General features: G+C 72.7%; 24 protein-coding genes. 5 read left to right on the top strand and 19 right to left on the bottom strand.

Going from position 1 to position 26,267, the window contains the following annotated elements; translation table 11 throughout:
• Positions 1–75 precede the first annotated feature (75 nt).
• From ABIC29_RS05380 to ABIC29_RS05355, 6 genes are read right to left on the bottom strand one after another with little or no spacing between them, the layout of a single operon-like run.
• Positions 76–378: an antibiotic biosynthesis monooxygenase family protein gene (locus ABIC29_RS05380; RefSeq protein WP_354243388.1), complete on the bottom strand. Its 303-nt coding sequence runs from the start codon at positions 376–378 to the stop codon at positions 76–78.
• Positions 375–1,793, bottom strand: coding sequence for an AMP-binding protein (locus tag ABIC29_RS05375; protein ID WP_354243385.1), 1,419 nt, complete (start codon positions 1,791–1,793; stop codon positions 375–377). The genes ABIC29_RS05380 and ABIC29_RS05375 overlap by 4 nt, the downstream gene beginning before the upstream one ends.
• The gene (locus ABIC29_RS05370) at positions 1,790–2,401 is read right to left on the bottom strand and encodes a phosphohydrolase (RefSeq protein ID WP_354243382.1); all 612 of its coding nucleotides are present in this window, start codon (positions 2,399–2,401) and stop codon (positions 1,790–1,792) included. The genes ABIC29_RS05375 and ABIC29_RS05370 overlap by 4 nt, the downstream gene beginning before the upstream one ends.
• Positions 2,394–4,376, bottom strand: a complete 1,983-nt coding sequence (locus tag ABIC29_RS05365; RefSeq protein ID WP_354243379.1) for a VWA domain-containing protein — start codon at positions 4,374–4,376, stop codon at positions 2,394–2,396. The genes ABIC29_RS05370 and ABIC29_RS05365 overlap by 8 nt, the downstream gene beginning before the upstream one ends.
• Positions 4,373–5,059, bottom strand: a complete 687-nt coding sequence (locus ABIC29_RS05360) for a potassium transporter Kef (RefSeq protein ID WP_354243376.1) — start codon at positions 5,057–5,059, stop codon at positions 4,373–4,375. Before ABIC29_RS05360 ends, ABIC29_RS05365 begins: the two co-directional genes overlap by 4 nt.
• Positions 5,056–6,561, bottom strand: coding sequence for an AAA family ATPase (locus tag ABIC29_RS05355; protein WP_354243373.1), 1,506 nt, complete (start codon positions 6,559–6,561; stop codon positions 5,056–5,058). Before ABIC29_RS05355 ends, ABIC29_RS05360 begins: the two co-directional genes overlap by 4 nt.
• A gap of 161 nt (positions 6,562–6,722) precedes the next feature.
• Between ABIC29_RS05355 and ABIC29_RS05350 the strand changes: the two genes are divergently transcribed.
• Positions 6,723–8,018, top strand: coding sequence for an O-acetylhomoserine aminocarboxypropyltransferase/cysteine synthase family protein (locus tag ABIC29_RS05350; RefSeq protein WP_354243370.1), 1,296 nt, complete (start codon positions 6,723–6,725; stop codon positions 8,016–8,018).
• Between the two features lie 125 nt (positions 8,019–8,143).
• Positions 8,144–8,635, top strand: coding sequence for a CoA-binding protein (locus tag ABIC29_RS05345; RefSeq protein ID WP_502915463.1), 492 nt, complete (start codon positions 8,144–8,146; stop codon positions 8,633–8,635).
• A 144-nt stretch (positions 8,636–8,779) separates the two neighbouring features.
• On the opposite strand, the gene ABIC29_RS05340 is transcribed toward ABIC29_RS05345, so the two are convergent.
• The 6 genes from ABIC29_RS05340 to ABIC29_RS05315 all read right to left on the bottom strand — a co-directional run bounded on the left by ABIC29_RS05340 (position 8,780) and on the right by ABIC29_RS05315 (position 12,764).
• Complete coding sequence (locus ABIC29_RS05340; protein WP_354243367.1) at positions 8,780–9,622, bottom strand: ABC transporter permease; 843 nt, start codon at positions 9,620–9,622, stop codon at positions 8,780–8,782.
• Positions 9,619–10,566: an ABC transporter ATP-binding protein gene (locus ABIC29_RS05335; protein ID WP_354243364.1), complete on the bottom strand. Its 948-nt coding sequence runs from the start codon at positions 10,564–10,566 to the stop codon at positions 9,619–9,621. Before ABIC29_RS05335 ends, ABIC29_RS05340 begins: the two co-directional genes overlap by 4 nt.
• Positions 10,563–11,054 carry a Clp protease N-terminal domain-containing protein gene (locus tag ABIC29_RS05330; RefSeq protein WP_354243361.1) on the bottom strand — a complete coding sequence of 164 codons (492 nt, stop codon included), beginning with the start codon at positions 11,052–11,054 and terminating at the stop codon, positions 10,563–10,565. Before ABIC29_RS05330 ends, ABIC29_RS05335 begins: the two co-directional genes overlap by 4 nt.
• Entirely contained in the window at positions 11,047–11,298 is a 252-nt protein-coding gene (locus tag ABIC29_RS05325) for a helix-turn-helix domain-containing protein (protein WP_116081163.1), read from the bottom strand. Before ABIC29_RS05325 ends, ABIC29_RS05330 begins: the two co-directional genes overlap by 8 nt.
• An 80-nt stretch (positions 11,299–11,378) precedes the next feature.
• On the bottom strand, positions 11,379–12,170 hold the full coding sequence (locus tag ABIC29_RS05320; protein ID WP_354243358.1) for an alpha/beta hydrolase: 792 nt from the start codon (positions 12,168–12,170) through the stop codon (positions 11,379–11,381).
• A gap of 72 nt (positions 12,171–12,242) precedes the next feature.
• Positions 12,243–12,764: a DUF3060 domain-containing protein gene (locus ABIC29_RS05315; RefSeq protein WP_354243355.1), complete on the bottom strand. Its 522-nt coding sequence runs from the start codon at positions 12,762–12,764 to the stop codon at positions 12,243–12,245.
• A gap of 77 nt (positions 12,765–12,841) precedes the next feature.
• Here ABIC29_RS05315 and ABIC29_RS05310 point away from each other — a divergent pair, with 77 nt between their 5' ends.
• Positions 12,842–16,057, top strand: coding sequence for an ATP-binding protein (locus ABIC29_RS05310; RefSeq protein WP_354243352.1), 3,216 nt, complete (start codon positions 12,842–12,844; stop codon positions 16,055–16,057).
• Between the two features lie 27 nt (positions 16,058–16,084).
• Here the strand turns inward: ABIC29_RS05310 and ABIC29_RS05305 are convergent, their stop codons facing one another.
• From ABIC29_RS05305 to ABIC29_RS05295, 3 genes are all read right to left on the bottom strand, one after another.
• Entirely contained in the window at positions 16,085–16,930 is an 846-nt protein-coding gene (locus tag ABIC29_RS05305; RefSeq protein WP_354243349.1) for an ABC transporter permease, read from the bottom strand.
• The gene (locus ABIC29_RS05300) at positions 16,927–17,955 is read right to left on the bottom strand and encodes an ATP-binding cassette domain-containing protein (protein ID WP_116081158.1); all 1,029 of its coding nucleotides are present in this window, start codon (positions 17,953–17,955) and stop codon (positions 16,927–16,929) included. Before ABIC29_RS05300 ends, ABIC29_RS05305 begins: the two co-directional genes overlap by 4 nt.
• Before the next feature lie 232 nt (positions 17,956–18,187).
• Positions 18,188–19,291, bottom strand: coding sequence for a ThuA domain-containing protein (locus ABIC29_RS05295; protein ID WP_116081157.1), 1,104 nt, complete (start codon positions 19,289–19,291; stop codon positions 18,188–18,190).
• A 291-nt stretch (positions 19,292–19,582) separates the two neighbouring features.
• Here ABIC29_RS05295 and ABIC29_RS05290 point away from each other — a divergent pair, with 291 nt between their 5' ends.
• Positions 19,583–20,968 carry an L-serine ammonia-lyase gene (locus ABIC29_RS05290; RefSeq protein WP_116081156.1) on the top strand — a complete coding sequence of 462 codons (1,386 nt, stop codon included), beginning with the start codon at positions 19,583–19,585 and terminating at the stop codon, positions 20,966–20,968.
• Between the two features lie 53 nt (positions 20,969–21,021).
• Here the strand turns inward: ABIC29_RS05290 and ABIC29_RS05285 are convergent, their stop codons facing one another.
• From ABIC29_RS05285 to ABIC29_RS05275, 3 genes are all read right to left on the bottom strand, one after another.
• Positions 21,022–21,555, bottom strand: coding sequence for a rhodanese-like domain-containing protein (locus ABIC29_RS05285; protein ID WP_116081155.1), 534 nt, complete (start codon positions 21,553–21,555; stop codon positions 21,022–21,024).
• Between the two features lie 149 nt (positions 21,556–21,704).
• On the bottom strand, positions 21,705–22,982 hold the full coding sequence (locus ABIC29_RS05280; RefSeq protein WP_116081154.1) for a M18 family aminopeptidase: 1,278 nt from the start codon (positions 22,980–22,982) through the stop codon (positions 21,705–21,707).
• A 77-nt stretch (positions 22,983–23,059) separates the two neighbouring features.
• Positions 23,060–23,992 (bottom strand): DnaJ domain-containing protein, encoded by a 933-nt coding sequence (locus ABIC29_RS05275; RefSeq protein ID WP_116081153.1) that lies wholly within the window; start codon positions 23,990–23,992, stop codon positions 23,060–23,062.
• Between the two features lie 169 nt (positions 23,993–24,161).
• On the opposite strand from ABIC29_RS05275, the gene ABIC29_RS05270 reads away from it, so the two are divergent.
• Positions 24,162–24,587 carry a DUF1761 domain-containing protein gene (locus ABIC29_RS05270; protein ID WP_116081152.1) on the top strand — a complete coding sequence of 142 codons (426 nt, stop codon included), beginning with the start codon at positions 24,162–24,164 and terminating at the stop codon, positions 24,585–24,587.
• A gap of 6 nt (positions 24,588–24,593) precedes the next feature.
• On the opposite strand, the gene ABIC29_RS05265 is transcribed toward ABIC29_RS05270, so the two are convergent.
• Entirely contained in the window at positions 24,594–26,219 is a 1,626-nt protein-coding gene (locus tag ABIC29_RS05265) for a DUF7059 domain-containing protein (RefSeq protein ID WP_354243341.1), read from the bottom strand.
• Positions 26,220–26,267: the final 48 nt, after the last annotated feature.

The following is a 26,267-nucleotide window of genomic DNA, read 5'->3' as shown; positions in this document are numbered from 1 at the left end:
AAGCCCACTGTGCAGGCCCTGTGCAGCCCTGCCTGTGCGGCGGTGCGGCGGCTCGCCTGCTCCCGCTCGCGCCGCTCAGGCCTCGACGGCGGCGACCTCGGCGAAGTGCTCGACCACGGGGAAGGGCTCGTAGAAGCGGTGCAGCAGGGCGCGCCAGCGCTCGTACTCGGGCGAATGGCGGAACCCGACCTCGTGCGCCTCGACGCTCTGCCAGTGCACGAGCAGCAGGTAGGTCGACGGCGACTCGACGCCGCGCGACAGCGTGAGGTCGACGAAGCCGGGCATCGAGGCGATGATGTGGCGCGCCTCGTCGAACGCCGCCTCGAACTCGAGCTCGAGGCCGGGCAGGACGGGCAGCAGCGCGTGCTCGAGGATCATCGGCCCATCGTATCGGCGGGAGGCGCGCCAGGTCTCGCGGAGTCCGCGCGACCTGGCGCATCGCCCGCCAGGCTGCGGTACCGACGCGGCTTGCCCTCGCCGAGGTCGGCGACCCGATCCACCCGATCGACCGCCACCGTGCGGCCGAGCAGCGCGCCGAGCGCAGCGCCGATGGCGTCGGCATCACCGCCGGCGATGCGCGCCGCGACGGATCCGTCGGCCGCCTGCTCGACGCTCCACCCGAGCGCGCCATGCGCCTGGAGCTGCTGTGTGAGATCGACGCCGGGCACGAGGCCGCCGCCCGCCGCGACGAAGCGCGTGTGCTCGCGCCCCTCCAGGTCGGCGATGCCGACCCCTCCGTCGGCCAGTCGCACGAGACGACCGAAGTCGCCCGTGCGGTAGCGCACGAGGGGCAGCAGTGGATTCTCGCCCGCCGTGACGACGAGCTCGCCGACCTCGCCATCGGGCACCGGGCGTCCGGCGGGGTCGAGCGTTTCGACGAGCACCCGGCGATCGAGCACGCGGAACGGCCCATCGTCGGTGCGCACGGCGACCGGCCGGGTCTCGTGCAGGCCGTAGACGTCGAAGACCGGGCATCCGAAGGCCTGCTCGAGCCGTGCGCGCAACGGCGCGGACAACGCCATGGCGCCCGAGAAGATCGCGAGCGGACGGATCGCCGATCGCAACTCGGGCGCGAGCAGCTCGGCCAGGCTCGTGGGATTGCCGGTGACCACCTGCGGGTCGGCATCGGCGAGGAACGCCGCGCGCGCGGCATCCGTCGGCCAGGCCGACCCGTGCAGGTTGACGCGGGCCATCGCACGCTGGTCGAACGAGCTCACGATCGACACGTAGGTGAACGCCTGCCGCTGGTGCACGACCTGCACGACGGCGAGGCGCTCGCCGTCGGGTCGCCAGTCCACTCCCGCCCTCGCCGCGAGACCCACGAGCAGGTGGAATCCGCGCGCCACCTCCTCGACGTCGTCGGGCAGCACCAGCGCGGCCCCCGTCGACCCCGAGCTCGTGCCGTGCACGGCGAGGTCGAGGTCGGCGTCGAGCGGCACGAACGCGGCGAGGTCGTCGACGAGGTCGCGGCGCGACGAGGTCGGGAAGTCCTCGAGCCGGTCGAGCCCCGACATGCGGCGATAGCGGATGAGGCGACGCGCCGTCGCGAGGTGCCCGTCGAGCCACCCCTCGACGGGCAGCGGCCGCCGCACGCGGTCGAGCTGCTCCTCGCGCAGGCGGTCGCCGGTCGCGTGCACCCAGCGCGGGGCGTGCGGATGCCGCCGCCACCGCTCGAGCCGGGTGCGCCCCTCCTCGGACAGCGTCGGCCACCGCTCGGCGTCGCTCAGCACGGCGGCCCCGCCCGGGGCGTACTCGGCGAGCTCGAGCGGATCGGGCCGGTCGGGGTCGCTCATTCGGTGGAGTACCTCGCCGCGGCCTCCTTCGCACGCGCATCGGCGAGCCGGCGTGCGACCTCGGCGCGGTGCCGGTGCTCGGCGTATGCGTCTGCGAGCTCGCGGTGCCTGGCCAGCGAATCCCGCGCGACGAGCAGTGAGCGCGCCGCCACGGCGTCCTCCCCGGCCGGCAGGAACCCGCACCACAGCAGGAAGGTGCGGGCCGCCTCGTCGCGCCGATCGTCGTCGGCGAGCCAGTCGCGCGGGTCGGCGACCGACGCGACCCGCAGCGCGAGCGCGTCGACCGCGAGCGCGGGGGTCCCGCTTCGGAACGCGGGAACGAAGGGCTCGACCAGTTCCTCGCTCGCGACGAGCCACAGCGCGAGGGCCGCACCCAGTCGAACCCGCGGATCGTCGGCGAAGGCGAGCGCCGTGAGCGGCCGACCGCCCAGCACGTCGCCCGCGAGCGCCGAGAGGACGACGCGGTCGTCGAGGAACGCCCGTGGTGCACTCGCGAGCCGGGCGGCGACGGCATCGATCGACGGGCCGGGTCGGGCCGCGGCCCACACCGCGTCGATGTCGCCGACGAGCACGGCCCAGGCCGCGAGCAGGTCGTCCTGGTCAGCCACGCAACACCTCCGCGAGGCGCGCGCACACGCGCGGCGCCTCCTCCATCGAATCCAGGTAGACGACGTCGTAGCCGGCGGCCTCGGCGAGCGGCCCGACCCGCCGCCAGCGGTCCTGGAGCACGAGCGTTCCGGTCGTGAGCTTCTCGCGAACCTGTCGGGCCACATCGGCGAACGGCTCGTTGCCGACGCCGAACATCGAGACGAGGCCGTCGTCGGAGAGCACGACGACATGGCGGCGCACCCCGTCGCGCGGCGGCGCGAGCCGTCGATAGCGATCGCCGTAGACGTCGAGGGGAAAACTCGTGCCGCTGGCGAAGAAGAACGCCAGCGACGAGACGATCTCGCGGGGATTGCGGCTGAACCGCTCGCCGCCCGCGACCTGACCCGCCGCCGAGAAGCTCGTGACCCGCACCCGGCCGCCGCCGCGGAGCACCGAGAGCGCGAGGATCGTGCCGGCGAGCACGGCCGGGGAGCCCTCGCTCGGGCGCGCCATCGACCCCGACGAGTCGAGGTAGAGGTCGAGCTCGATGCTCGCCTCCTCGGGTTCGGGGTCGTCGTCGATCCGTGAGCGCCGGCGCGTGGTCACGCCAGGCACGACCACCGCACCCGCCTGCAACGTCGCCGACCAGTCGAGGTCCGCGAGCTCGTCGCCGGCGTCCCACAGCTCGATCGGCCCCGGCAGGTCCGCGACGGGGCGGTCCGGCCTGCGTTCGGTGAACGGCCTGACCCACGGCGCCGCGGTCGTGCGGTACCACGTGGCGATCACGTCGTCGGCGACCGATGCGGGGTACAGCCGCAGGGTCTGGGCGACGCTGAAGCCCTGCCCCTGACCCGCCCCCTGACCGTCGCCGCCGGGGCCGACGTCGCCCTCGCCGTCTGCGGTGCGGGCCCTGCTGGTGAGGTCGCGCGCCGGCACGGGTTCGTGCAGCCGACGATCGGCGAGCACGCGCCCGAGCTCCTCGGCGGTCGGCGGCGCCGCGTCGGACGAGCATCCGCCGGCGTTCCCACCGCTGCCGCCGATGGCGCGGGCACCGGAGAGCCCGCCGCCCGACTGCTCGGCGCGTTCGGCCTCGACGAGGTACGGCGCGGTCAGCACCCCGAATCGCAGCGCCCCCGCGACGGGATCGCTCGCGAACGTGCGCACGAGGCCGGCCACGCGATCCGCGTCGAACTCGGGCGTCGTCATCGTGATGCGCGAGAGCTCGTCAGCGATGCGCGCCGCGCGTTCCTGGGCTTCGCGGAGCTCGCGCTCCTGCTCGCGGAACTTCTCGGGAACCTCGGAGAGCGGCTTCGGCACGTGCGCGGCGGCGGCCGCCGAGACGGGTCGCACCGGCACCGGCGGCGGGTCGACCGGGCACATCGTGCCGGCCGGCAGGCCCCACACGTGCTCGTAGGCGCGGCGGTACACCCACCACAGCCGGCTCTGCGCATCGAACCCGCTCCGGAAGAGGCCGTGCATGAGCCGGACGACCCCGGGGGCCGAACCCGGCGCGGCGCCGGGCTCGGGAATGTCGACGCCCGGAACGCCGCGTCGACGTTGGAGCACGGCGACGCGGGCGTTGACGAGCAGGTCGCACCAGAGGTTCGCCAGCCGCTGCGCGGGCTCGGGCCGAACGGGTACGGCGCCCGCGGCGGCGAGCGCGCGCGCCATCTGCTGCACGATCTTGAACGAGTCGACACGCGTACTCGGCGCGAGCACGTGGTGGCCGAGCTCGTGGGCGAAGACGCTCTCGAGCTCCCCCGAGATGCCGTCATCGACGAGCATGACCGGGTCGACGGCGATCGACGGCGGGAACGTGAACCACGCCGCCGCGCCCTGCGCATCGCCGGCGCCCGGCCGCAGCTCGGCGTCGTGCATGCGCACACCCCACAGGCCCTGCGCGTGCTCCCAGGCCGCGCGCGCCTCGCCGACGAGCGGCACGCTCACGGCGTCGGCCGGCCCGATGACGGGAGCCTCGCCCCCCGCGCCGCTCACCCGGCATCCCGAACGTGCAGCCAGGCCAGGTGCGTGTCGGGGCGGCACACGATGCTCACGCACGGGTCCGCCGTCGCCGATGCCTCGGGTGCCTCGGCGAGGCGGATGAGCCTCGCGCCCCAGACATCGGCGTCGAGTCGCCACCAGTCACCGGCGGCGTGCACGCCGAACGCGCCGGGCTCGGCGAGGGCGCACCAGCCGTCAGGCGGCGCGATCCACGCACCGCCGAGGCCCGCGAATCCGCCGGCCGAGCACACGTACCCGCGCAGGCGATCCCGGCCGGGCCACCAGTAACGGTCCCGCGCCTGGCGCTCGATGAACCCGTCGACCTCGTCGGTGTCGAGCCCGAGCACGGCCGCCGCTGCCGGCCGCATCCGCTCGTCGGACCGGATCGTCTCGAGGCGCCGAAGCGCGTCGTCGCGAAGGCCGAGCACGCCGGCCCGCCAGCCCGCGACGGCCACGAGGTCGAGGGCATCGGCCCGTGACGGCGCCGCCTCGAGTTCGGCGAACCCGGCGCCGAGCGTCACGGCGAAGCGCAGCGGATCTCCCCCGCTGCGCCCGACGTTGGCCGCCGCGAGCGCGAGATCGAGGTCGGGGCAGTGGGCCGCGGCATCCGACAGCGCCGTCTCGAGCGGCACCGCGGCGAGCGGCGAGTTCGCCGCGGTGCCCGCGACGCGGATCACCGCGCCTGCTCCGCCCACCGCAGATAGGCGGTGTACCGCTGGTGCAGGTACTTGAGCGTCATGAGGTCGTCGAAGTCGCGTCCGTAGAGCTTGCCGGTGTCGGCGATGCGACGGATGCGGGTCTCGACGGCGGTGATGCGGCGGGAGACGTCGACCGGAGAGACGCCGCCGAGCCCGCGATCGAGCTCGGCGAGCAGGTCGCCCACCGGGTCGTCGTGGTCGCGCCCGAGCGCGTCGTACTGCCGGCAGGACTCGGCGAAGAGGTCGCCGAGCCAGCTCGCCGTGTCGGTCGCGAGCTCGCGTTCGGCTCCGACGTCGAATCGCGGATGGGCGAGGTTCGGCAGCAGCTTGCCGCGCAACGCGAACGGCAGCACCGCGGCCGCGTCGGCGAGCGAGACCGCGCCGGTTCCGCGGAACCACGCCATCGCCTTGGCGTAGACGATGAGCGTCTGCATGGCCCGCACCGAGAGCCCGTTGAGCGTCTGCGCGCCGAGGTCGGCCTCGAGGTCGGCGCCGGAGTTCGCCTCGATGATCTCGCCGACCCGGCCGCCCGCGGTCGTCGCGGTGTCCTTCGTGCGGTACTCGAAGCGCCGTCCGGCGTGCTGCACGAACTCGAAGTGGCCGAAGAAGTACTCGAGCCGTCGCCGCACCGCTCGCGGCATCGGCACCGCGCGGATCTCGGCGCGCATGCGCTCCTGCTCCTCGCCCGAGAACACGAGTTCCTGCGGCACGTGCTCCTCGGGCTTCTCGCCGGCCTCGACCCGTGCGATGAGCTCGTCGAAGAAGCGGCTGTTGAATCCGGCCGACTGCACGGTCACGTCCATGCGGTCGCGCAACGCCTGGATGACGGGGAAGGTGCCGCCGCCGGCGTCGTCGTTCGCGGTGAAGAACCAGCTCTCGACGCCGGACTCCGGTGCGGTGCGCCGCATCTGGTCGTGGCTCTCGACATAGCCCTCGGCGACCATGGTGAGCAGCGCCGACTGGGTCTTCGTCGGGATGCGGTTGTACTCGTCGACGATCTTCACCGGCCGCGTGAGCCACTCGCGCCACGCGATGCCGATGTCGGCCAGTCGCGACGCGTTCACGAGGTCTCTCGGCAACGGGATGCCGACCAGGTCGCTCACGGTCAGCTGCGGCTGGCCCTGCTGCACGCCGCGGCGCACGTCGTCGGCCGACGAGCCGGCGAGCACGCCCATGATCACCGCGACCGTCGTCTTGCCCCGCCCGGGGCCGCCGACGAGCAGGCACTTGCCGCCCAGGGCGAACGAGAGCAGGGGCACCAGCACGTTCGACGAGAACGACGCCTCGGTCGGCAGGGTCAGTTGAGCGCCGGCGTCGCCGAGCCCGAAGGAGAGCGGCGCACCCGACGAGAACTCGAGGTCGTAGTACGGCGAGATGACCGCGCGGTTCACGATCCAGTAGTACGCCTGGCGCAGCTTCTCGTCGAGCGCGATGGCGTCGGCGGCCTCGACGGGCTGCGCGAACAGGTCTTCGGCAGCCATCGGGGCCACGCCATGGCCCGCCCCGGGCGCGGTGGGCGAAGCGGAGACCCTGTGCCATCGATCCGACATCGCGCCAGCCTAACCGGTCGCGTTCCGCGATCTGATTGCTCCGCATTACGGATGCCGCGGGCGGGCGTGTGCGGCGCGGCTAGCGTTGCCGTATGGCAGACCGCGAATACGGCTTCAAGACCCGCGCCATCCACGCGGGCAACATCCCCGACCAGGTGACGGGCGCACGCGCCCTCCCGATCTACCAGTCGAGTGCGTTCGTCTTCGACGACACCGCGGACGCCGCGGCGCGCTTCGCGCTGCAGAAGTACGGCAACATCTACTCGCGCCTCGCGAACCCGACGGTCGCGAGCTTCGAGGAGCGGGTCGCGAGCCTCGAAGGCGGCCTCGGCGCCGTCGCCACCGCCTCGGGCCTCGCGGCGCAGTACATCACGTTCGCGAGCCTCGCGGGCTCCGGCGACCACATCGTCGCCTCGGCGAACCTCTACGGCGGCTCGATCACCCAGCTGGATGTCACGCTCCGCCGCTTCGGCATCGACACGACGTTCGTGCGCTCCTCCGACCCCGCCGACTACGCAGCCGCGATCACCGACAAGACCAGGGCGCTCTTCGTCGAGACCATCGCGAACCCGTCGGGCGAGATCGCCGACCTCGAGGGGCTGGCCGACGTGGCACACGCCCACGGCATCCCCTTCATCGTCGACTCGACGATCGCGACGCCCTACCTGAACCGCCCGATCGAGTGGGGCGCCGACATCGTCACGCACTCGGCCACGAAGTTCCTCGGCGGGCACGGCACCACCCTCGGCGGCGTCGTCGTCGAGTCCGGCCGGTTCCACTGGCACTCCGAGAAGTTCCCGCTGTTCGGCCAGCCCGTGCCGAGCTACGGCGGACTCGAGTGGTCGGGCAACTTCGGCGAGTACGCGTTCCTCACGCGCCTGCGCGCCGAGCAGCTCCGCGACATCGGTCCCGCGCTCGCTCCGCACTCCGCCTTCCTGCTCGCGCAGGGCGTCGAGACGCTGCCGTACCGCATCCAGGCCCACATCGACAATGCGCGCGCGGTCGCCGAGTGGCTCGAGTCCGACCCGCGCATCGAGAACGTCTGGTGGGCCGGCCTGCCGAACCACCCGCACTTCGACCGGGCCCAGAAGTACCTGCCCAAGGGCGCCGGAAGCGTCTTCAGCTTCGAGGTCAAGGGCGGTCGCGCCGTCGGCCAGACCCTCATCGAGTCGGTCAACCTCGCGTCGCACCTCGCGAACATCGGCGACGCGAAGACGCTCATCATCCACCCGGCGTCGACCACGCACGCGCAGCTGACCGAGCAGCAGCTCGTCGACGCGGGCGTGCTTCCCGGCGTCGTGCGGATTAGCGTGGGCATCGAAGACGTTGAAGACATCATCGACGACCTCGACCAGGCCCTGACGGCCGCGACTGGAGCAGCACGATGAGCACCGTGACCGACACCGACAGCACCACCGCCACGACGGATGCCGCGGCATCCGAAGACCTCGAGACCGTTCGCCTCGTCAACGGCCTCTCGTGCGACCTGCCCGCGAGCTCGCCGCTCGCGAAGCTGCTGAAGTCGCAGCGCACCTGGGTCGGCCCCGACGCCAAGCAGCGCCTCGCGATCCTCCGAGCCGCGAAGTCGGTCGCGATCGTCGGCGCCTCGCCGAAGCCGCAGCGCTCGAGCTTCTTCGTCGGCACGTACCTGCAGCAGTCGAGCGACTACCGCCTGTACTTCGTCAACCCGATGGAGACCGAGATCCTCGGCCAGCCGGCGTACGCCAGCCTGAAGGACCTGCCAGAGGTGCCCGACATCGTCGTGGTGTTCCGCCGCGGCAGCGACATCCCGAGCGTCATCGACGATGTCGTCGCCGTCGGCGCGAAGACCATCTGGGTGCAGCTCGGCATCTGGAACCAGGATGCCGCCTACTCCGGCGAGGAGCAGGGCCTCACCGTCGTCATGGACCGCTGCATCAAGGTCGAGCACGCCCGCTTCCACGGTGGACTGCACCTCCTCGGCTTCGACACGGGCCAGATCACGGCGCGCAAGACCGTCCGCTAGGCGCTGGTCGCCTTGAACCTCGGATGCCCCGGAACCGCGCGGTCCCGGGGCATCCGTCGTCCGCCGCGGCATCCGCCGCGCTGATCGCCCCGACCGCACGCATCGGCGGATTCGGCTGTTCGAAGCGCGCGGCCGGTCGCATGCTCAACCGACCCGCTGCAGCGCCCGCTCGCGCCGCGCGGCGACGCGCGAACCCGACTCCTTGCGCGCCATCCGGCGAAGCACGAGAGGCGCGACGATGAGTCCGGCGATCGCCCATGCCCCGAGCACGAGGGCCGTCTCGACGGTTCGCCACGATGCACCGATCTCGACGACGGCCGCAGAGTCCGGGAGGAGCGCCGAGCGCATGCCGAGGCCGAGCCAGTAGACCGGGAACGCCTGGGCGATCCACGCCAGCCAGGCGGGGAGCGCGGTGATCGGGGCGAAGATGCCCGAGATCGCGATGAGTCCGAGGATCGGCAACGAGACGTAGCCCGCGCCGCGAGAGCTCGCGACGAGCGATCCGAGCACCGCGCCGACGGTCTGCGTGGCGACGAGCCCGAGCAGCACCACCCACGCGAACGTCAGCCAGGAGCCCGGCCGGCCGAGGTCGAGCCCATCCACGAAGGACAGCCCGGGCAGGAGCACGATCGCGAGGTACGCGAGGACGGTCGTCGAGATCTGCACGAGCTTGCCGACGAGGTACGCCGGGATGCCGTCGGGAGTGATCTTCGCTCGCAGGAGCGAGCCGTCCTCGCGGTCGGCGGCGAGCTGCTGCACCACCAGGAGCATGCCGAGCGCGACGAACATGCCGAGCGCGCCGGGCAGGATGAACGTGTCGAGCGTGTAGCCGTCGCCGACCGGCACGTCGCGCACGAGGAACACGGCGACGAGCGTCGCGACGGGCCAGAGCAGCTGGCCGACCAGCTCGGCGCCGCTGAAGGCGAGCCGGAGCTCGGTCAGCCCGCGCGACAGCCCGGCACGCGCACCGGTGGCAGTGATGCTCACCGGTTCGCCTCCGCGAGGTCGTGGTCGCGCACAGGCCCGGTCGTCGACTCGGCCGACCGCACGATGGCGAGGTACGTGTCCTCGAGCGTTGCACGCCGGACCTCGAGGTCGGCGATGCCGGATTCGTGCTCCTGCAGGAGCTCTCGCACGAACGCGGTCGAGTCCGGCACCCGGCACGCGACGGGCCGCCCGTCGAGCTTCCAGCGCACCTCGTCGTCGCCGACGATCTCCCGGGCCAGTTCGTCGGCGGTGCCGTCGGCCACGATGCGCCCGTCGGCGAGGATGACGATGCGGTCGGCGAGCTCGTCGGCCTCGGCGAGGTCGTGCGTCGTCATCAGGATCGTCGCGTCGAACTCCTCCCGGATGCGGCGCACGAGGTCGTGGAAGTCCCGGCGCGCCTGCGGGTCGAGCCCCGCGGTCGGCTCGTCGAGGAACACGAGTTCCGGACGGCCGACGAGACCGATCGCGACGTCGAGGCGACGGCGCTGGCCTCCGGAGAGCGATCTGAGCATCCGGTCGGAGTGCTCGGCGAGCCCGACCGCGGCGAGGAGCGAGTCGACGTCCCATGGCCGCGCGACCTCCTCGGTCGCATACGGAGCGTAGAGCGAACCCTGATACGCGAGGATCTCGCGCACGCGCCACTTGGCGTGGTCGCGCCACGACTGCAGCACGATGCCGACGCGTGCACGCCACCGTTCATCGGCCAGCGCCGGGTCGACGCCGAGCACGTCGACGCGCCCGGCCGATCGGATCCGCAATCCCTCGAGGATCTCGATCGTGCTCGTCTTGCCTGCGCCGTTCGGACCGAGGAGTGCCAGCACCTCGCCGGTGCGCATCTCGAAGGTCACATCGCGGAGCACCTCCTGCGTGCCGTAGTCCATGCACAACCCCTCGACGGCGATGGCCGGCGGGGCGCTCCCTCCGCTCGTCGCGGACGGAGTCATCCGAGTGCCTCGAGACGCGCGATGAGCGCCGTCCGGTCGATGCCGGCGTAGGCGATCGCCCTGGGAACGGTGCCGAGATCGGCGCGCAGCGCGCCGACGGCCGCATCGGCGACGGCGAGCCGCTCGCGCTCGTCGCGGGATCGGCCCCGGTGAGCTCTGAAGTTCGCGCGTCGCAGCGCGTCGCGGATCGAGGCGCCCCAGCCGGGACGGGAGTCGCGTGTCGCGAGCAGCCGCTGCTCGGCGACCGGCTCGATGCCCGCAGCCCGCAGCGCGTGCTCCCGTTCGACGCGCAGCGCCGACTCGATTCCCTCGTAGTCGAGCCCGACCTCGGCCAACGAGTCCGCCGCGATGTCGCCGCTCGCCGCGATGGACAGGAGCAGGTGCTCGGATTCGACCTTGGCCGCGCCTCGCGATGCGGCCTCGTCGATCGAGCCGACCACGACCGACTTCAGGGTCGGGGCGAGACCGTCGGGCAGGTGCTCAGGCATTGCGCCTCCTCAGTTCGAGCCCCGCGGTCTCCAGTCGCCGGTGGTGCTTCTTGTGCACGGCCTGGCGGGTGACGCCGAGGGCCTCGGCGACCTGGGCCCAGCTCCAGCCTGCGCGCATGGCGCGCTCGACGGCGGCGTCCTCGAGGCGGTCGGCGAGATCGCGCAGTGCGACGACGGCGGCGAGATCGTCGGACTCGGCGCCGGTGGGGTCCGGGCTCTGGCCGATCGGCGTAGGCGGGGTCATGGAAGCAACCTATGTTGCTTATCAGGGATTGTCAACCAGAGTTGCTCAGAAGCGATCGGATGCCGCGGCATCCGCTCGCGCTACTCCCCCGACGCGCCCGAATCGCCCCAGAACGCCACGAGGGCATCGGTGATCGCCGCCCGCACGTCGCCGTCGGGAATCGTCGCGACGCCGTCGCCCGGCTGCACGCCGTAGTTGCCGAAGCTCGCGTGGTTCGCGCCCTCGATCTCGACGTAGGTCGTGTCGGCCGGAACCAGGTGCGCGGCGCCCTCGATCTTGTCGGGCGTGCTGAGCCCGTCTTCGCTGCCCGAGATGCTGAGCACGGCGAGGTCGGTGCCGCTCACGTCGTTCGCGCAGTACGAGCCGAAGAACACGAGGCCGGCGACCTCCTCGCCGTCGGCCGCCATCATGCACGCACGCACCCCGCCGAGCGAATGCCCGCCGATGTACCACTCGTCGACGTCGGGCGCGTGGCTCGTGAAGGTGTCGAGCGGGCGCTGGTCGAAGAAGGCGAGGTTCAGCGTGGGCTTCGTGATGACGACGGTCGTGCCGGTCTCGGCGGCGGCGTCGACGAGCTTCGCCAGGTAGGCGTACGGGTCGACCTTCGCCCCGGGAATGAACACGAGGCCGCGATCGGATGCCGCGTCGACGGGGGTCATCACGACCGAGTCGTCGAAGGACTCGATGCTCACCCGGTCGTCCGTCCACGCCTCGAGGGCCGCAGGCCGTTCGCCCTGCATGACCGTGTTCGCCCACACGAGGAAGCCGACGACGATCAGCACGAGCACAGTCAGCACCGCGAGCAGGATCCGGATGACGCGGCGCCCGGTCGATCGTTCGTGTGCTGGCTCGTGCTCGGCGGCGTTCGTCATACCCCGAGTCTCGCAGTTCGGCCGCGGCGACGCGTGCGACTTTCGGACGGTTCGGCGTCGACGAGCTCGACGTCAGTGGCGCTCGACCATGTTGCCGTCGCCCGTCACGCGTACCGGTTGCGGGTCGTTGCCGGCTTCGACGCCGTTGTCGTCGCCCTTGATCTCGACCGATCCGACGGTCTCGGCCTCGAGGTCGTTGTCGTTGCCCGCGATCACGATCGACGCGATGGTGGTCGCCTCGACGTCGTTGTCGTCGCCCTTGATCGTGACGGCGCCCACACCGGAGCCCGAATCGACCTCGTTCGCACGACCATCGATGCTGAGCGCGGTGGTCGCCCCCATGCGCACGTCGAGGCCGTTGCCGCGCACGATGACCTCGGCGCAGTCGCCGACGATCTCGTACGCCACGCGCTCGCCGTCGAGCGTCACGCTCGACGCCTCCGCGCACGAGACCTGCTCTCGGCCGCCGGCGCCCGCCCCATCGCCGGAGCCACTGGAGCCGTCGCCCCCGCCCTGGCCGCCGGGCGGCCCGACGCATCCGGCGAGCAGCAGGATTCCGGTCAGTCCGAGCAGTGTCCCCACAGGTGCGCGCATGTCATCCCCCCGAGCCCAGCTTAGACAGGCGACCGCGCCGCGCTCCAGCCCCGGAACCTCGCCGGTAGGCTCGTGCCGTGCACACCGACCCCGGCGAGTCCCCCCGCGTGCGCGTGCTGGGCCCGATCTCGGTCGAGGGCCCCGACGGCAGCCGGGTCGAGCCTCCCGGCGCGCTCGCGAAGGCGCTGATCGCCGTGCTCGCGGTACTTCCGCGGGCCGCCGGCGGCGGGGTCGGGGTCGAGGCGATCGTCGACGAGATCTGGGGCGACGCACCGCCGCGCAACGCGAAGGCCGCGCTGCAGACGCTCGTCAGCCGGCTGCGAACGGTCGCCGCCGACGGCGTGCTGCGCTCGGTTCCCGGCGGCTACGCGCTCGGGGTCGATGCGTCGCAGCTCGACCTCGCGCTCGCCGCGCAGTCGTCGACGGACGCCGAATCCGACCTCGCCGCGCTCGATCACGCCCTCGCCCTCTGGCGCGGCGACCCCGGGTCCGACCTCGGCGATGCGCCGATCGCCGAGGCGCTCTCCGAGCGGGCGTCCGCGGCGCGATCCGCGTTGCTCGAGCGCCGCGCGCGCCTGCGCGCCGACCTCGGCGACCACGCGGGCGCCGCGGCCGACCTCGACGTGCTGCTCGCGCTGCACCCGCTCAACGAGCAGCTCGTCGAGGCGCACCTGCGCGAGCTCGCGGCATCCGGACGACGTGTCGACGCCCTCGCGGCGTTCGCCGCGTTCCGCGAACGCCTCGGCGAGGAGCTCGGCGTCTCGCCGTCGGCCGGGCTCGTCGCGCTGAACGCCGAGTTGCTGCGCGACGAGCCCGCACCCCCCGGAGCGTCGGGCACGCGCCGCAGGGTGGGCGTGCGCGCGGCGCCGAACGCGCTCATCGGCCGCGACGACGACCTCGAGGCGGTCGAGCACGCCATGGCCGCACACCGGCTCGTGACGATCCTCGGGCCTGGCGGCCTCGGCAAGACCCGCCTCGCCCAGGAGCTCGCGCTGCGATCCGAGGCACCCGCCGTCGTGGTCGTCGAGCTGGCGAGCGTGCGCACCGACGACGACGTGGCCCTCGCGCTCGGCTCCGCGCTCGGCATCCGCGAGGCCAGTACCGCCCAGCGGCTCGCCGAGACGGCGGTCGGGCGTCGCGACGCGCGCACGCGCATCATCGAACAGCTCGCCGAACGGCCCACGCTCCTCGTGCTCGACAACTGCGAGCAGATCGTCGAGGGCGTCGCCACCTGGACCGCCGAGCTCCTGGCCGCCGTGCCGACCCTGCGGGTGCTCGCGACCAGCCGCAGCCCGCTCGCGATCGGCGCGGAGCAGGTGTACCCGCTCGCGACCCTCGCCACGCTCGCCGGCGACGGATCGGACTCCGAGCCCGGCCCGGCGGCCCGCCTGTTCCTCGAGCGTGCGAGGTCGGCCCGCCCCGCGGCGTCCCTCCCCCTCGACGTCGTCCAGCGCCTCTGCGATCGCCTCGACGGGCTGCCGCTCGCGATCGAGCTCGCCGCGGCCCGGGTGCGGTCGATGAGCGTCGAGCAGATCGAGTCGCGGCTCGCCGACCGGTTCACGCTGCTCGCGAGCGGCGACCGCTCGGCGCCGGAACGCCAGCGCACGCTCGCCGCGGTCATCGAGTGGAGCTGGGCCCTGCTGACGCCCGCCGAGCAGGCCGCGCTGCCGAGGCTCTCCTGGTTCGTCGACGGGTTCGGCGCGGATGCCGCGGACGCCGTGCTCGGCACCGCCGACGCCGTCTGGGTGCTCGACGGGCTCATCGCCCAGTCGCTGCTCGCCGTCGCCGAGGACGCGCTCGGCCAACCGCGGTTCCGCATGCTCGAGACCGTGCGCGAGTTCGGGCAGCTGCGGCTCGGCGCCGACGACCGCGCCGAGGTCATCGCGGCGATGGCCGGCTGGGCCTCCGAGTTCTCGCGGCGTTCGCTCGGTCGGGTGCGGGGGCCGGAGCAGCTGCCCACCTTCGCCGCGATCGCGATCGAGCAGGACAACCTCGTGGCCGTGCTGCGCTCGGCGATCCAGCGACGCGATGCGCCGACGATCACCTCGGTCTTCGCCGCGCTCGGCTACTTCTGGACCGTCAGGAGCGCGCACTCCGAGATCCTCGGCCTCAGCGATGCCGTGCTCGACGCGACCAGGGGCACCCGGCCGGATGCCGCGCACGCCGAGGCGGCGACGCTCGGCCTCATCCTCATCGCCGGCACGAACTTCGCCGCGGACACCCCCGTCGGCCTGCGCGCCCTCGCCCGCCTGCGCGCGGTCGCCAGGCTCGGACTCCCGGGGGCGCCGTGGATCGACGCCATCACGCAGTTCCTCCTCGCGATGCCCGACCTCGAACTGGCCGGCACCCTCATCGCGTCGATGACGGAGTCCGACGACCCCGAGACCGCCCTGCTCGCGAACATCCTGCAGTCGCAGTTCACCGAGAACGAGGGCGAGCCCGGCCTGGCCGCCGAGTACGCCCTGCGAACGCACCGCCTCGCCGAGCAGGTCGGCGACGCCTGGGCCTCCGCGATGTCCGCGCTCATGCTCGCCGAGCTCGCCGGGCAGCGCGGCGCCTCCGACGAAGCCCTCGAGTGGGCGACCGAGGCACGCGCGGGCATGGTGCGGCTCGAGGCGACCCAGGACCTGCTCCAGATCGACTGGATGGTCACGAGCCACCTCATCTCGGCCGGCCGCCTCGACGACGCCGAGGAGCGGCTCGCGATCCAGGCCGCCGACGACCGCATCACGAGCGACGGGATCCCCCAGGCGATGACCGCGCAGCTCGGGCTCGTCGAGATCGCCCGGCTCCGGGGCGAGACCACGCTCGCGCTCCAGCGGGCGCCGAAGGTGCTCGCGCAGTTCACGCAGGCGCGCCAGCGATCGTCGCCGTGGTACCAGATCGCGCTCGCCGCGCTCGTGGCGGGCGGCGTGGAGTCCGGCTGGCCGGAGGCCGTCGTCGCCGAGTGGGCCGAGCTGATGCGGCGGCGCACGGTCGCGGCGCTGCGCGTTCGGGGCGACGTCTTCACGGACCGGCCGGTGCTCGGCACGGTCGCCGCAGGGTGGAGCGCGTGGGCGGTGCGGCATCCGTCGCTCTCCGAGCGCGCGGTCGAGACGTTCGCGCTCGCCGAGGTGCTGCACTCGCGGCAGGACCTTCCCGCCTTGCGCCTCGAGAACATCGCCGCGGTCATCGCCGACCACGCGGGCGCCGAGCGCCTCGCCGCCGCGCGCGCCGCGGCATCCGTGCTGTCGAACGCCGAACGCACGGAACGGGCTCGCGCGCTGATCGCGGAGCCCGTTCCTGGAATGTGACGGCGCCGACCGCGGCCGGCGCTCGGGTCACGCCTTGCGCATGTACGCCTTCACGGTGAGCGGGGCGAACACCGCGACGATGACGGCCGCGCCGAGCAGCGTGAGCCACGCATCGGCGCCGAAGACGCCGGTGTTCATGAGTTCGCGTGCGGCGTTCACCAGGTGCGTGACCGGGTTGTAGGCGACGACGGTCTGCAGCCAGTCCGGCATGGTGTCGGTCGGAGCGAAGGCGCCGGACAGGAAGGTCAGCGGGAACAGCACGAGCATCGAGATGCCCTGCACGCTCGACGCCGTGCGCGCGATCACGCCGAAGAAGGCGAAGATCCAGCTGAGGCCCCAGGCGCAGGCGATCACGAGCAGCGCCGCGACCACGACGCCGCCGGCACCGCCGCCGGGCTGGAAGCCCATCAGGAAGCCCATGGCGAGGGTGATCGTGGTGGCGATCGCGTAGCGGAGGGTGTCGGCGAGCAACGCGCCGGAGAGCGGCGCGATGCGGGCGATGGGCAGCGAGCGGAACCGGTCGAACACGCCCTTGTCCATGTCCTCCCGCAGCTGCACGCCCGTCACGATGGAGCCGGTGATGACGGTCTGCACGAGGATCCCCGGGATGATGATGGGCAGGTAGCTCTGGATGTCGCCGGAGATCGCACCGCCGAAGATGTAGACGAACATCACGGTGAAGATGATCGGCTGCAGCGTCACGTCGAACAGCTGCTCCGGGGTGCGCTTGATCTTCAGGAGGCCTCGATAGGCCATCGTGAACGTGTGCGAGACGGTCTCGGGGATCGAGACCCGGTTCCTCAGGGTGCGTTGCGCACCAGGGACGATCGGCGACTCGGTGGTCGCCTTCGGGGAAAGCGTGGTGGTGGTCATGCGCGGCTCCCTTCGAGCTCTGCGGATGCTGCGGACTCGGCCTCGTCGTCGGATTCGACGCCGTGACCGGTGAGCGTGAGGAACACCTCGTCGAGCGTGGGCTTCTGCACGCTCATCTCGGCGAGGCGGATGCCCTCGTCGCGGAGCGTCACGAGCAGCTCGGTGACGAGGTCGGGGTTGTTCATGGGTGCGGTGATGCGACCGGCCTCCGGCGAGACGGACGCCGCGACGCCGAGCACGCGCTGGATCGCGACGCGGACGTCGTCGGTGTCGGAGACGCTCGCGAGGCGCAGTTCGAGGGTCGACTCCCCGACCGACGCCTTCAGCTCGTTCGCGGTGCCCTCGGCGACGACCCGGCCGCGGTCGATGACCGCGATGCGGTCGGCGAGCTGGTCGGCCTCGTCGAGGTACTGCGTGGTGAGCAGGACCGTCGAACCCGACGACACGAGTCGGCGGATGGTCTCCCACATCTGGATGCGGGTGCGCGGGTCCAGGCCCGTGGTCGGCTCGTCCAGGAAGATGAGCGGCGGCTGCGCGATGAGGCTCGCGGCGAGGTCGAGGCGTCGGCGCATGCCGCCCGAGAAGTTCTTGAGCGGTCGCTTGGCGGCCTCCGTCAGCCCGAACTCCTCGAGGAGCTCGGCCGACTTGCGCCGCGACGCCGCTCCGCTCAGGCCGTGCAGGCGTGAGAACAGGTAGAGGTTCTCGTTCGCCGAGAGCGTCTCGTCGACCGAGGCGTACTGCCCGGTGACGCCGATGAGCTGGCGCACGACCTGCGACTCGCGCTGCACGTCGTGGCCGAAGATGCGGGCGGTGCCGCCGTCGGGTCGCAGCAGGGTCGCGAGCATGGAGATCGTGGTGGTCTTGCCGGCGCCGTTGGGGCCGAGCACGCCGTAGACGGTGCCGGTCGCGACGCGGAGGTCCACGCCGTCGACGGCGCGATTGGATCCGAAGGTCTTCACGAGGCCCTCGGCCTCGACGGCCCAGCCGCGCCCGGCGGTGGTGTCGTGTGAAGTGAATGTGGTCATGTCGACCATGGTGCGCGCCGGCGCTCACACGGGGCTTTCACGGCGCTGACATGCCACGGCAGGACGTGTCAGCGCTCGGACTCGGCCGCATGCGGCCGCCGGACCGGGTGCCTCCGCCCGCCTGCCCGCCCGCCTGCCGGCCCGCCCGCCTGCCGGCCCGCGACATGCGCCACAGGACGGGCCCCGCCGTCGCGGCGGAGCCCGTCCCGTTGATTCACTGCCGCTGCGCGCGTCAGGACGCGAGCGCCTCCTGCCACTCGATGAGGTCGGCGATCTTCGCGACGAGCACAGCGTCCTGGATGCCGTTCGCCTTGCCCCGGGCCTGCTTCAGCACGTGGGTCGCACGCTCGTGATCGCCGGCGCCGGCCGCGGCTTCAGCGGTCTCGAGGTACGCCGCGACGTCGCCGGCGAGCTTCTGGTTCTTCTTCGACTCGCCGGCGAGGCCCGTCAGGATCCCGCCGACCTCGCCGAAGGTCACGCAGTCGCCGCCACCGGTCACCTCGCCCGCCGTCCACTCGATGCCGCCCAGCACGTGGCTGAGGAAGAGCGGGTCGGTCCAGGAGGCATCCGTGTGTCCGGCGCCCTCGTACCAGGAGCGACCGCCCTCGAAGTTCTGGCACCACGCGAGCGGGTGGTCTGCACCCATCGCGCCACCGCCCGGGTTGTACGTCGACTCGTCGAGGGTGATGAGCACGTGCACGTCGTCACGCGGATTCGTCGTGAAGTTGTACCACTCGTCGAACCGCACCCACGCGGCGGGCAGCATGCTCGTCGACGGATGCCCCGGGCTCTCGACGCGCATGGTGGCCGTCTGCTGGGCGGGATGGTTGCGGAAGCGTGCGCTGCCGCCGGTGAGCTCGCTGTACCACGGCACCGTGTGCATCGAGTCCGTCGCGGCGTGAAGTCCGACGTAGCCGCCGCCACCGCGGATGTATCCCTGGAAGGCTGCGAGCTCGGCGTCATCGAGCAGGCGCGGGCGGTTGGGGTCGAGATTGTTCGTGCCGTCGACCGGCGAGGCGAAGATGATCGTCGCGTACTTCGACAGGTCGGCCGCGGTGGTGAACGGCGAGCTCGCGAGTGTGAGCGCCGGCTGGCCGGGCGAGCTGCCCTGGGGCGGATCCCAGACGTCGACGCCGAACCCGTGCGCCTCTCCGAGCTCGATGATCGCGCGGGTCGTGTCGTCGATGTGAGAGTGACGGAAGCCGAGGGTCTCCCCGACGACGAGCACCTGGTACTCGTTGTCTGCGGCGTTCGCGGGGGCAGCCGCGATGCCGAGGCCGAGCGTGACGCCGACGGCGCAGAGGCCGGTGATCGCACGTTGGACATGGTGCTTCATAGGTCGTTCTCCTCTTCGAGTGGACCGTTTCTCCGAGCTGGACCGTTCGCCGCCTGCGCCATATGTTGCCTCAGACGACATATCTACCACCACGAGACTATTGCGGCGGTCCGATCGATGTCAACGGTCCGGACAATACCCGGTTGTTCCAAGCTCAACTTTCGCTCGAGTCTCGGCAGAAGTGCGCGGACGATCGCCGCGCGCGAGTTCGGCGACGATCGGCCAGACCACGCAGGATCCGTGCACCCTGCCGGCGAATGCGTGCACGGTCTGCGGCGTACGCTGGAACCCGTGACAGCGTTCGTCTCCGCCCTCGATCTCTTCTCGATCGGGATCGGCCCATCGAGTTCGCACACCGTCGGTCCCATGCGGGCGGCTCGGGCGTTCGCCGAACGCCTCGCCGACGACGGCCTGCTCGACCGGGTCGACCGCGTCACGTGCACGCTCTACGGCTCGCTCGGCGCGACCGGGCTCGGCCATGGCACCCCCGACGCCGTCGTCGCGGGCCTCAGGGGCCTCCGGCCGGACGACTGCGACCCCGACGACGTGCGCAACGCCTGGACGGCGCTCGGCGAGGGCGCCGAGGTGCTCCTCGCGGGGCGGCATCAGATCACGATGTCGAGCGAGGACGTCTCGTTCGCGCCGCGCACCCGGCTGCCGGGCCACCCGAACGCGCTGACGCTGCACGCCTGGCACGACGACGACGCGCTGCCGCTCGTCGAGGAGACCTACTACTCGGTGGGCGGCGGGTTCATCCGTCGCGACGGCGACGCCCCGCAGGAGTCCGAGGTCGTGCGATACCCGCTCGCGTACTCCACCGCGGCCGAACTGCTCGAGCTCTGCGAGCTGCACGACGTGTCGATGTGCGACATCGTGCGCTCGAACGAGGTCGCCCTGCACGGCGAGGCCGGCATCGACGCCGGTCTCGACGCGATCTGGTCGGCGATGGCCGTCTGCGTCGAGCACGGGCTCGCGACCGAGGGCACGCTGCCCGGCGGCCTCAAGGTCAAGCGCCGGGCCCCCCACGTGCGCCGCCGCCTCGAGGCGTACGAACGCGACGAGGCCGCGCACCCCGGCGCCCGCGACACGTCGACCGAGTGGCTGCACGCGTTCGCGCTCGCGGTGAACGAGGAGAACGCGTCGGGCGGTCGCGTGGTCACCGCGCCCACGAACGGCGCCGCGGGCATCATCCCCGCGGTCGGCCACTACTACCTGAGGTTCGTTCCGGGCGCGGATGCCGCCGGCATCCGTCGCTACCTGCTGACGGCCGCGGCGATCGCCTCCCTCGTCAAGCGCAACGCCTCGATCTCGGGCGCCGAGGGCGGATGCCAGGCCGAGGTCGGATCCGCGTGCGCGATGGCCGCCGGCGCGCTCTGCGCCGTGCTCGGCGGCACGCCCCGCCAGGTCGAGAACGCGGCAGAGATCGCGATGGAGCACCACCTCGGCCTCACGTGCGACCCGGTCGGCGGCCTCGTGCAGGTGCCGTGCATCGAGCGCAACGCGATCGCGTCGTCGACCGCGGTCTCGGCCGCGCGCCTCGCGCTGCACGGCGACGGCACGCATCTCGTCTCGCTCGACACGGTCATCGAGACCATGCGGCAGACGGGCATCGACATGAAGTCGAAGTACAAGGAGACGAGCCTCGGCGGACTCGCCGTCAATGTCGTGGAGTGCTGACCGGGCCGTGCAGGCGGCGCTGCGCGGCCCGAGCCGGTTCGCCCGTCGTGGGCTCAGCAGGCGCAGGTGATGCCGCTGTCGATCGCCGTCACGGATGCCGCGGCGCCGGTCGCGGCACCGGCCCCCGTGAGCCCGGTCGGCGTGACGTTCGTGAGCCCGTCGGGCACCCGCTGGGCGAGGCCGTCGGCCGTGTCGAACGCGAAGCCCTCGCGCACCCAGTACTCGAAGCCGCCGATCATCTCCTTCACCGGGTGGCCGAGCGTCGCGAACTCGAGCGCCGACTTCGTCGCGCCGTTGCACGCCGGGCCCCAGCAGTAGACGACGACCGGGGTGCCCGTCGGCACGACGGATGCCGCGAGCCGGGCGATGTCGCGACGTGGCAGGTGCACGGCGCCGGGCACGTGCCCCTGGGCCCAGGCCGCGTCGTTGCGGGTGTCGATGAGCACGAACGGCTCGCCGTCGGCGAGGGCGGCGTGCACGTCGGAGACGTCGGCCTCGAAGCCGAGGCGTCCGCGGAAGTGCGCGATCGCGTCGACCGGCGCTGCGACGTGCTCGAACAGGGAGGCGGTGGCGGTATCTTGCGTCATGCCTTGATGCTGCCATCGGGATGCCGCGCCGCGGTCGTGAAATCCGGACGACGACCCGCGACATCCGGCCACGTGCCGTCGCACCCGCCCGCCTTGGCCGGGCGGGCGGGTCCTGCCTGCACGTCGGGCCGGCGGGTCGGACGTGCGGGTCAGGCCGGCGTGAGGAACGCGGTCGCCGCCGCCGCGAGCGCGGCCAGGTCGTCGACGTGCGAGAGCTCGCGCGCCGAGTGCATCGACAGCAGCGGCGTGCCGACGTCGACCGTGCGGATGCCGAGGCGCGTCGCGCTCAGCGGACCGATCGTCGAGCCGCACGGGATCGCGTTGTTCGACACGAACGGCTGGAAGCGCACGCCCGCCTGCTCGCAGGCCCGCGCCCACAGCGCCGAGCCGTGCGCGTCGGTCGCGTACTTCTGGTTGGCGTTCAGCTTCAGCAGCGGACCGTCGCCCAGGTGCGGGCGGTTCACGGGGTCGTGCCGCTCGGGGTAGTTCGGGTGCACGGCGTGGCCGGCGTCGGACGAGAGCAGCCACGACGCGGCGAACGCGCGGCGGCGGTCGTGCTCGTCGGCGCCCAGCCCGGCGGCGATGCGCGCGAGGACGTCGACGAGGAACGGCCCGCTCGCGCCCGAGCGCGACTCGGAGCCGAGCTCCTCGTGATCGAAGGCGGCGAGCACGCTGACATGGTCGGATGCCGCGTCGTCGCCCGCCGCGAGCAGCGCCACGAGCCCGGCATGCACCGACGTGAGGTTGTCCTGGCGACCGGCGGCGAAGAACACGTCGTCGAGTCCGAAGCGCGCGGGAGCCGCCGTGTCGGCCACGAGCACGTCGTGCCCCGCGACCTCCTCCGCGTGGAGGCCGGCGATGCCCGCGAGGTGCGCGAGCACGTCGCCCGCGGCACCCGAGCCCCAGATCGGCTGCAGGTGGCGCTGGCGGTCGAGCGTGAGGCCCTTGTTCACCTCGCGATCGAGGTGGATCGCGAGCTGCGGGATGCGCAGCAGCGGGCCCGTGCGCACGAGGTGCTCGGCGCCGTCGGCGGTCACGAGACGACCGGCGAGCTCGAGCTCGCGATCGAGCCACGAGTTCAGCAGCGGACCGCCGTAGACCTCGACGCCCGCCTGCAGCACGCCCTCGGAGCTCGTGGAGGCGCCGGGCTTCAGCTTGAACGAGGGCGAGTCGGTGTGCGCGCCGATGATGCGGTAGGCGCTCGTCGCGCTCGCGGCCTCGGGCTGCACCCACGCGATGACGGCGCCGTCGCGCACGACCACCCTCCGGCCGGGGCCGACGGGCCACTCGTCGAGCTCGTCGAGCCGCTGGAAGCCGGCGGCGACGAGGCGATCGGCGACGGCGGCCGCCGCGTGGTACGACGACGGCGATTCGCGGATGAAGGCGGAGAGATCTTCGATGTGGGCGTCACGGTCAACGAGGGGCATGGTCCAATCCAACACCGTGCCCGGGACCGACGCGAACCGGCCGAGGTCGCGCCGCGAGGTGTTCGCCCGATCGTGACCTAGGCGAAACGCACGCTCTGCTGCAGCCGCGTGCGCACCTCCATGACCTCGGCGCCGCCGATGAAGGGGGACCCGGGGATGCCCTCGCGCACGGCGCTCGCGACCCGCGACGCCCGCGCGAGGACGACGACGGCGCCGCGATTGGTGCCGCCGACCTGCAGCGGCTCCTCGGCGAACTCGTCGGGCACGACGACGACGAGCCCGGTCGGCTTGACCTTCGCGGCGCGCCCGATCGCCTTCGCTCGGGCCGCGAGGGCGCGGATCGGGCGCTCGCCCGCGAGCGCGTCGCCGACGAGCTCGCCCCGGCGGAAGCGCACGGGGCCGCCCCAGTCCTCCGACTGGATGGCGAACAGGCCCGTCGGGCCGAGCACGAGGTGGTCGAGCTTCGGGGGAAGCCCCGGCCCCGCGGCATCCGTCGCCACGTCGTGCCAGACGGTGAACGCGATGCCGAGCGTCGAGAGCGAACGCGCCGTGGCCTCCTCGGCGAGCGCATCGGCGAGGAGGTGCCGGATCTCGCGCGGCGCGCGGCGCACGAGCGAGGGGTCGTACGGGTCGGGGATCTCGTCGCCGAGGCCGACCCACTCGCGGATGCCGTCGAGGTAGCGCTGCCGGGTGAGCCCGCCGGGGTGGCCGTAGGAGCGCGCGAGCGGACGCGAGTCGCGCGGCGGGCGCGGCGGCGCGGGGGCCCAGGTCGCCCGCGTGGGCTCGGCCGCGGCACTGCGGCCGCCGCGGTCGAACGCTGCGCGCGCGCTGGGCGTTCCCACGAGGGTCCACGCGCGCTGCACGGCGTCGAACTGCGTGGTCGAGCCGCCGGTGTCCGGATGCGCGTGCCGGAGCGCGCGGCGGTACGCACGGCGGAGTTCGTCGGCGTTCGCGTCGGCGCGGACCCCGAGCACCTCGTACGGTGAGGCGGAGAGCGGACTGTCGGGCATGGGCTCGCTTTCGTTGTGCGCAGACGAGACTACCGCCGTGTCGCTGCACGTCGGCGGAGCGACGGATGCCGCGCCGACACGGTTCGCGCGCACGCTCCGCCTCCCGCACCTGAGGTTTCCTCGTCGATAGACTCCGGCCGGGCGGCCACGCCGCGGACGGAGGCGAACCATGTCGATCGAGGTCAACTACTGGACCGTGCTGCTCGCGACCCTGTCCACGATGATCGTGGGCTCGTTCTGGTACACCCCCGCGGTGTTCGGCAACTACTGGATGCGCGTCGCGAAGGTCGACATGGAGGATCGCAGCGCCGTCGGCCCGATCCTCACCACGCTGCTCGTGAGCTTCATCTCGGCGTGGGTGCTCGCGGTCGCGGTCACGGTCGCCTGGACGGCGATCGGGGGCGGCTTCCTGCTCGTGGCGCTCGCGACGGCGCTGCTCGGCTGGGCCGGATTCACGGCCGCGCGGTTCATCACGCACGACGCGTTCGAGGGCCGGCCCGCCGGGCTCACACTGCTGAACATCGCGCACGAGCTCGTGACGTTCGTCGTCATGGGCCTCATCATCGGCGCGTGGCCGCCGGCCGGCACGGTCTGACGACGGTCACTCCGCGAAGCGCAGCATCCCGTCGTCGACGAGGGTGCGCACGGCGGGCAGCAGCTCGGCGGTGAGCGCCGCGGCATCCACCTCGAGCAGGTGCGCGATGGCCGCGATGATCTGCCCGATCTCGAGGTCGCCGTCGCAGGCGCCGACGAGCGCGGCGAGGCCGGTGTCGAGCGTGATGGCGCGGCCGAACCCGCCGCCCTGGCGCAGCAGCATCGCGGTCGGGTTCTCGTCGCCTGGCCAGTGGTGGCGCTCCTCGGTGACGTCGGGTGCGACCACGAGTCGGGTGCGCGCGAGCTCGACGTCGTCGAGGAGCGCCTGCGCGTCATGCGCGACGAGGCACTCCGACAGGTGCGAGCCGAGCGTCGACCCGTCGCCGCCGAGCGGTCCGTGCAGGCGTTCGAGGCGTGCAAGGCGCGGGGCGTCGGATGCCTCGGGCCGCCGCAGCAGCACGTACCCGAAGCCGACCTGGCGCACGCCGCGGTCGGCGAAGTCGTCGAGCCAGGCGTCGTAGAGGGCGTCGAAGCGTTCGCCCGGCCGGGTGCCGCCGTCGCGGATCCAGGTCTCGGCGTACTCGGTGACGTGCTGCACCTCGCGTTCGACGATCCAGTGGTCGAGGCCGCTGCGCTCGACCCAGCCGGCGACGCGGTCGAAGGCGTCGTCGCGGGCACGGTACTCCCAGTTGCCGAGCAACTGGGCGACGCCGCCGGGTTCGAGGTGCTCGCCGACGCCCGTGACCACGGCCTCGACGATGCCGTCGCCGACCATGCCGCCGTCGCGGTAGTCGTACTCGGGCACGCCCTCGCGTCGCGGCGTGATGACGAACGGCGGGTTCGACACCACGCGGTCGAAGCGTTCGCCGGCGACGGGCTCGAAGAGGCTCCCGAGGCGGAACTCGACGCCCTCGATGCCGTTCAGCTCCATGTTCATGCGCGCGATCGCGAGCGCCCGCTCCGAGATGTCGGTCGCGACGATGCGGTCGGCGAACCGCGACGCGTGCATCGCCTGGATGCCGCATCCGGTGCCGAGGTCGAGCACGCTGGCCGCGGCATCCGGGATCATCAGGCCCGACAGCGTCGACGAGGCGCCGCCGACGCCGAGCACGTGATGCTCGCCGAGTGCGTGGCCGAGCGCGAGTTCGCCGAGGTCGGAGACGATCCACCACTGTCCGGACCCGAGCGCGTCGGTGAACGCGTACGGGCGGAGGTCGAGCAGGGCCCGGATGTCGCGTGCCGCCGCATCCGCTCCCCCGACGTCGTCGCCCGACGCCGTGCCGGCCGAGCCGACCAGGCCGAGCTCGATCGCCCCGTCGACGCCGACCGTGGGCAGTGCCCGCTCGAGTTCGGCACGCGGAACCGGCAGCCCGAGCACGAACAGCTCGGCCAGGGTCGCCAGGTCGGCGGAGGCCGCGTGCTCGGCACGCCTGGCGTCGAGCACCCGCCTGGCCGGCACGCGCTGCCCGCGGTGCAGGGCCGCGGCCGCCTCGGCGCCCCACAGCGACTCGAGCGCCGCGACGTGGAACCGCGAGGACCCGAGGTCGTCGCGGAGCCGCCGGAGCAGCTCGCCCCGACGCTCGGCCGTCGCGGTGCCGATGCGGTCGGGGTCGGATCCTTCGTGCGCGTCCATCCGTCCATTCAAGCGCACGCCCCCGGCAGGCCCCGTCGACACGGGGCG

Source organism: Agromyces sp. PvR057 (genome assembly GCF_040547485.1).
In the GTDB taxonomy this organism is placed as follows: domain Bacteria; phylum Actinomycetota; class Actinomycetes; order Actinomycetales; family Microbacteriaceae; genus Agromyces.
This window is presented reverse-complemented; position numbering and strand designations above follow the sequence as displayed.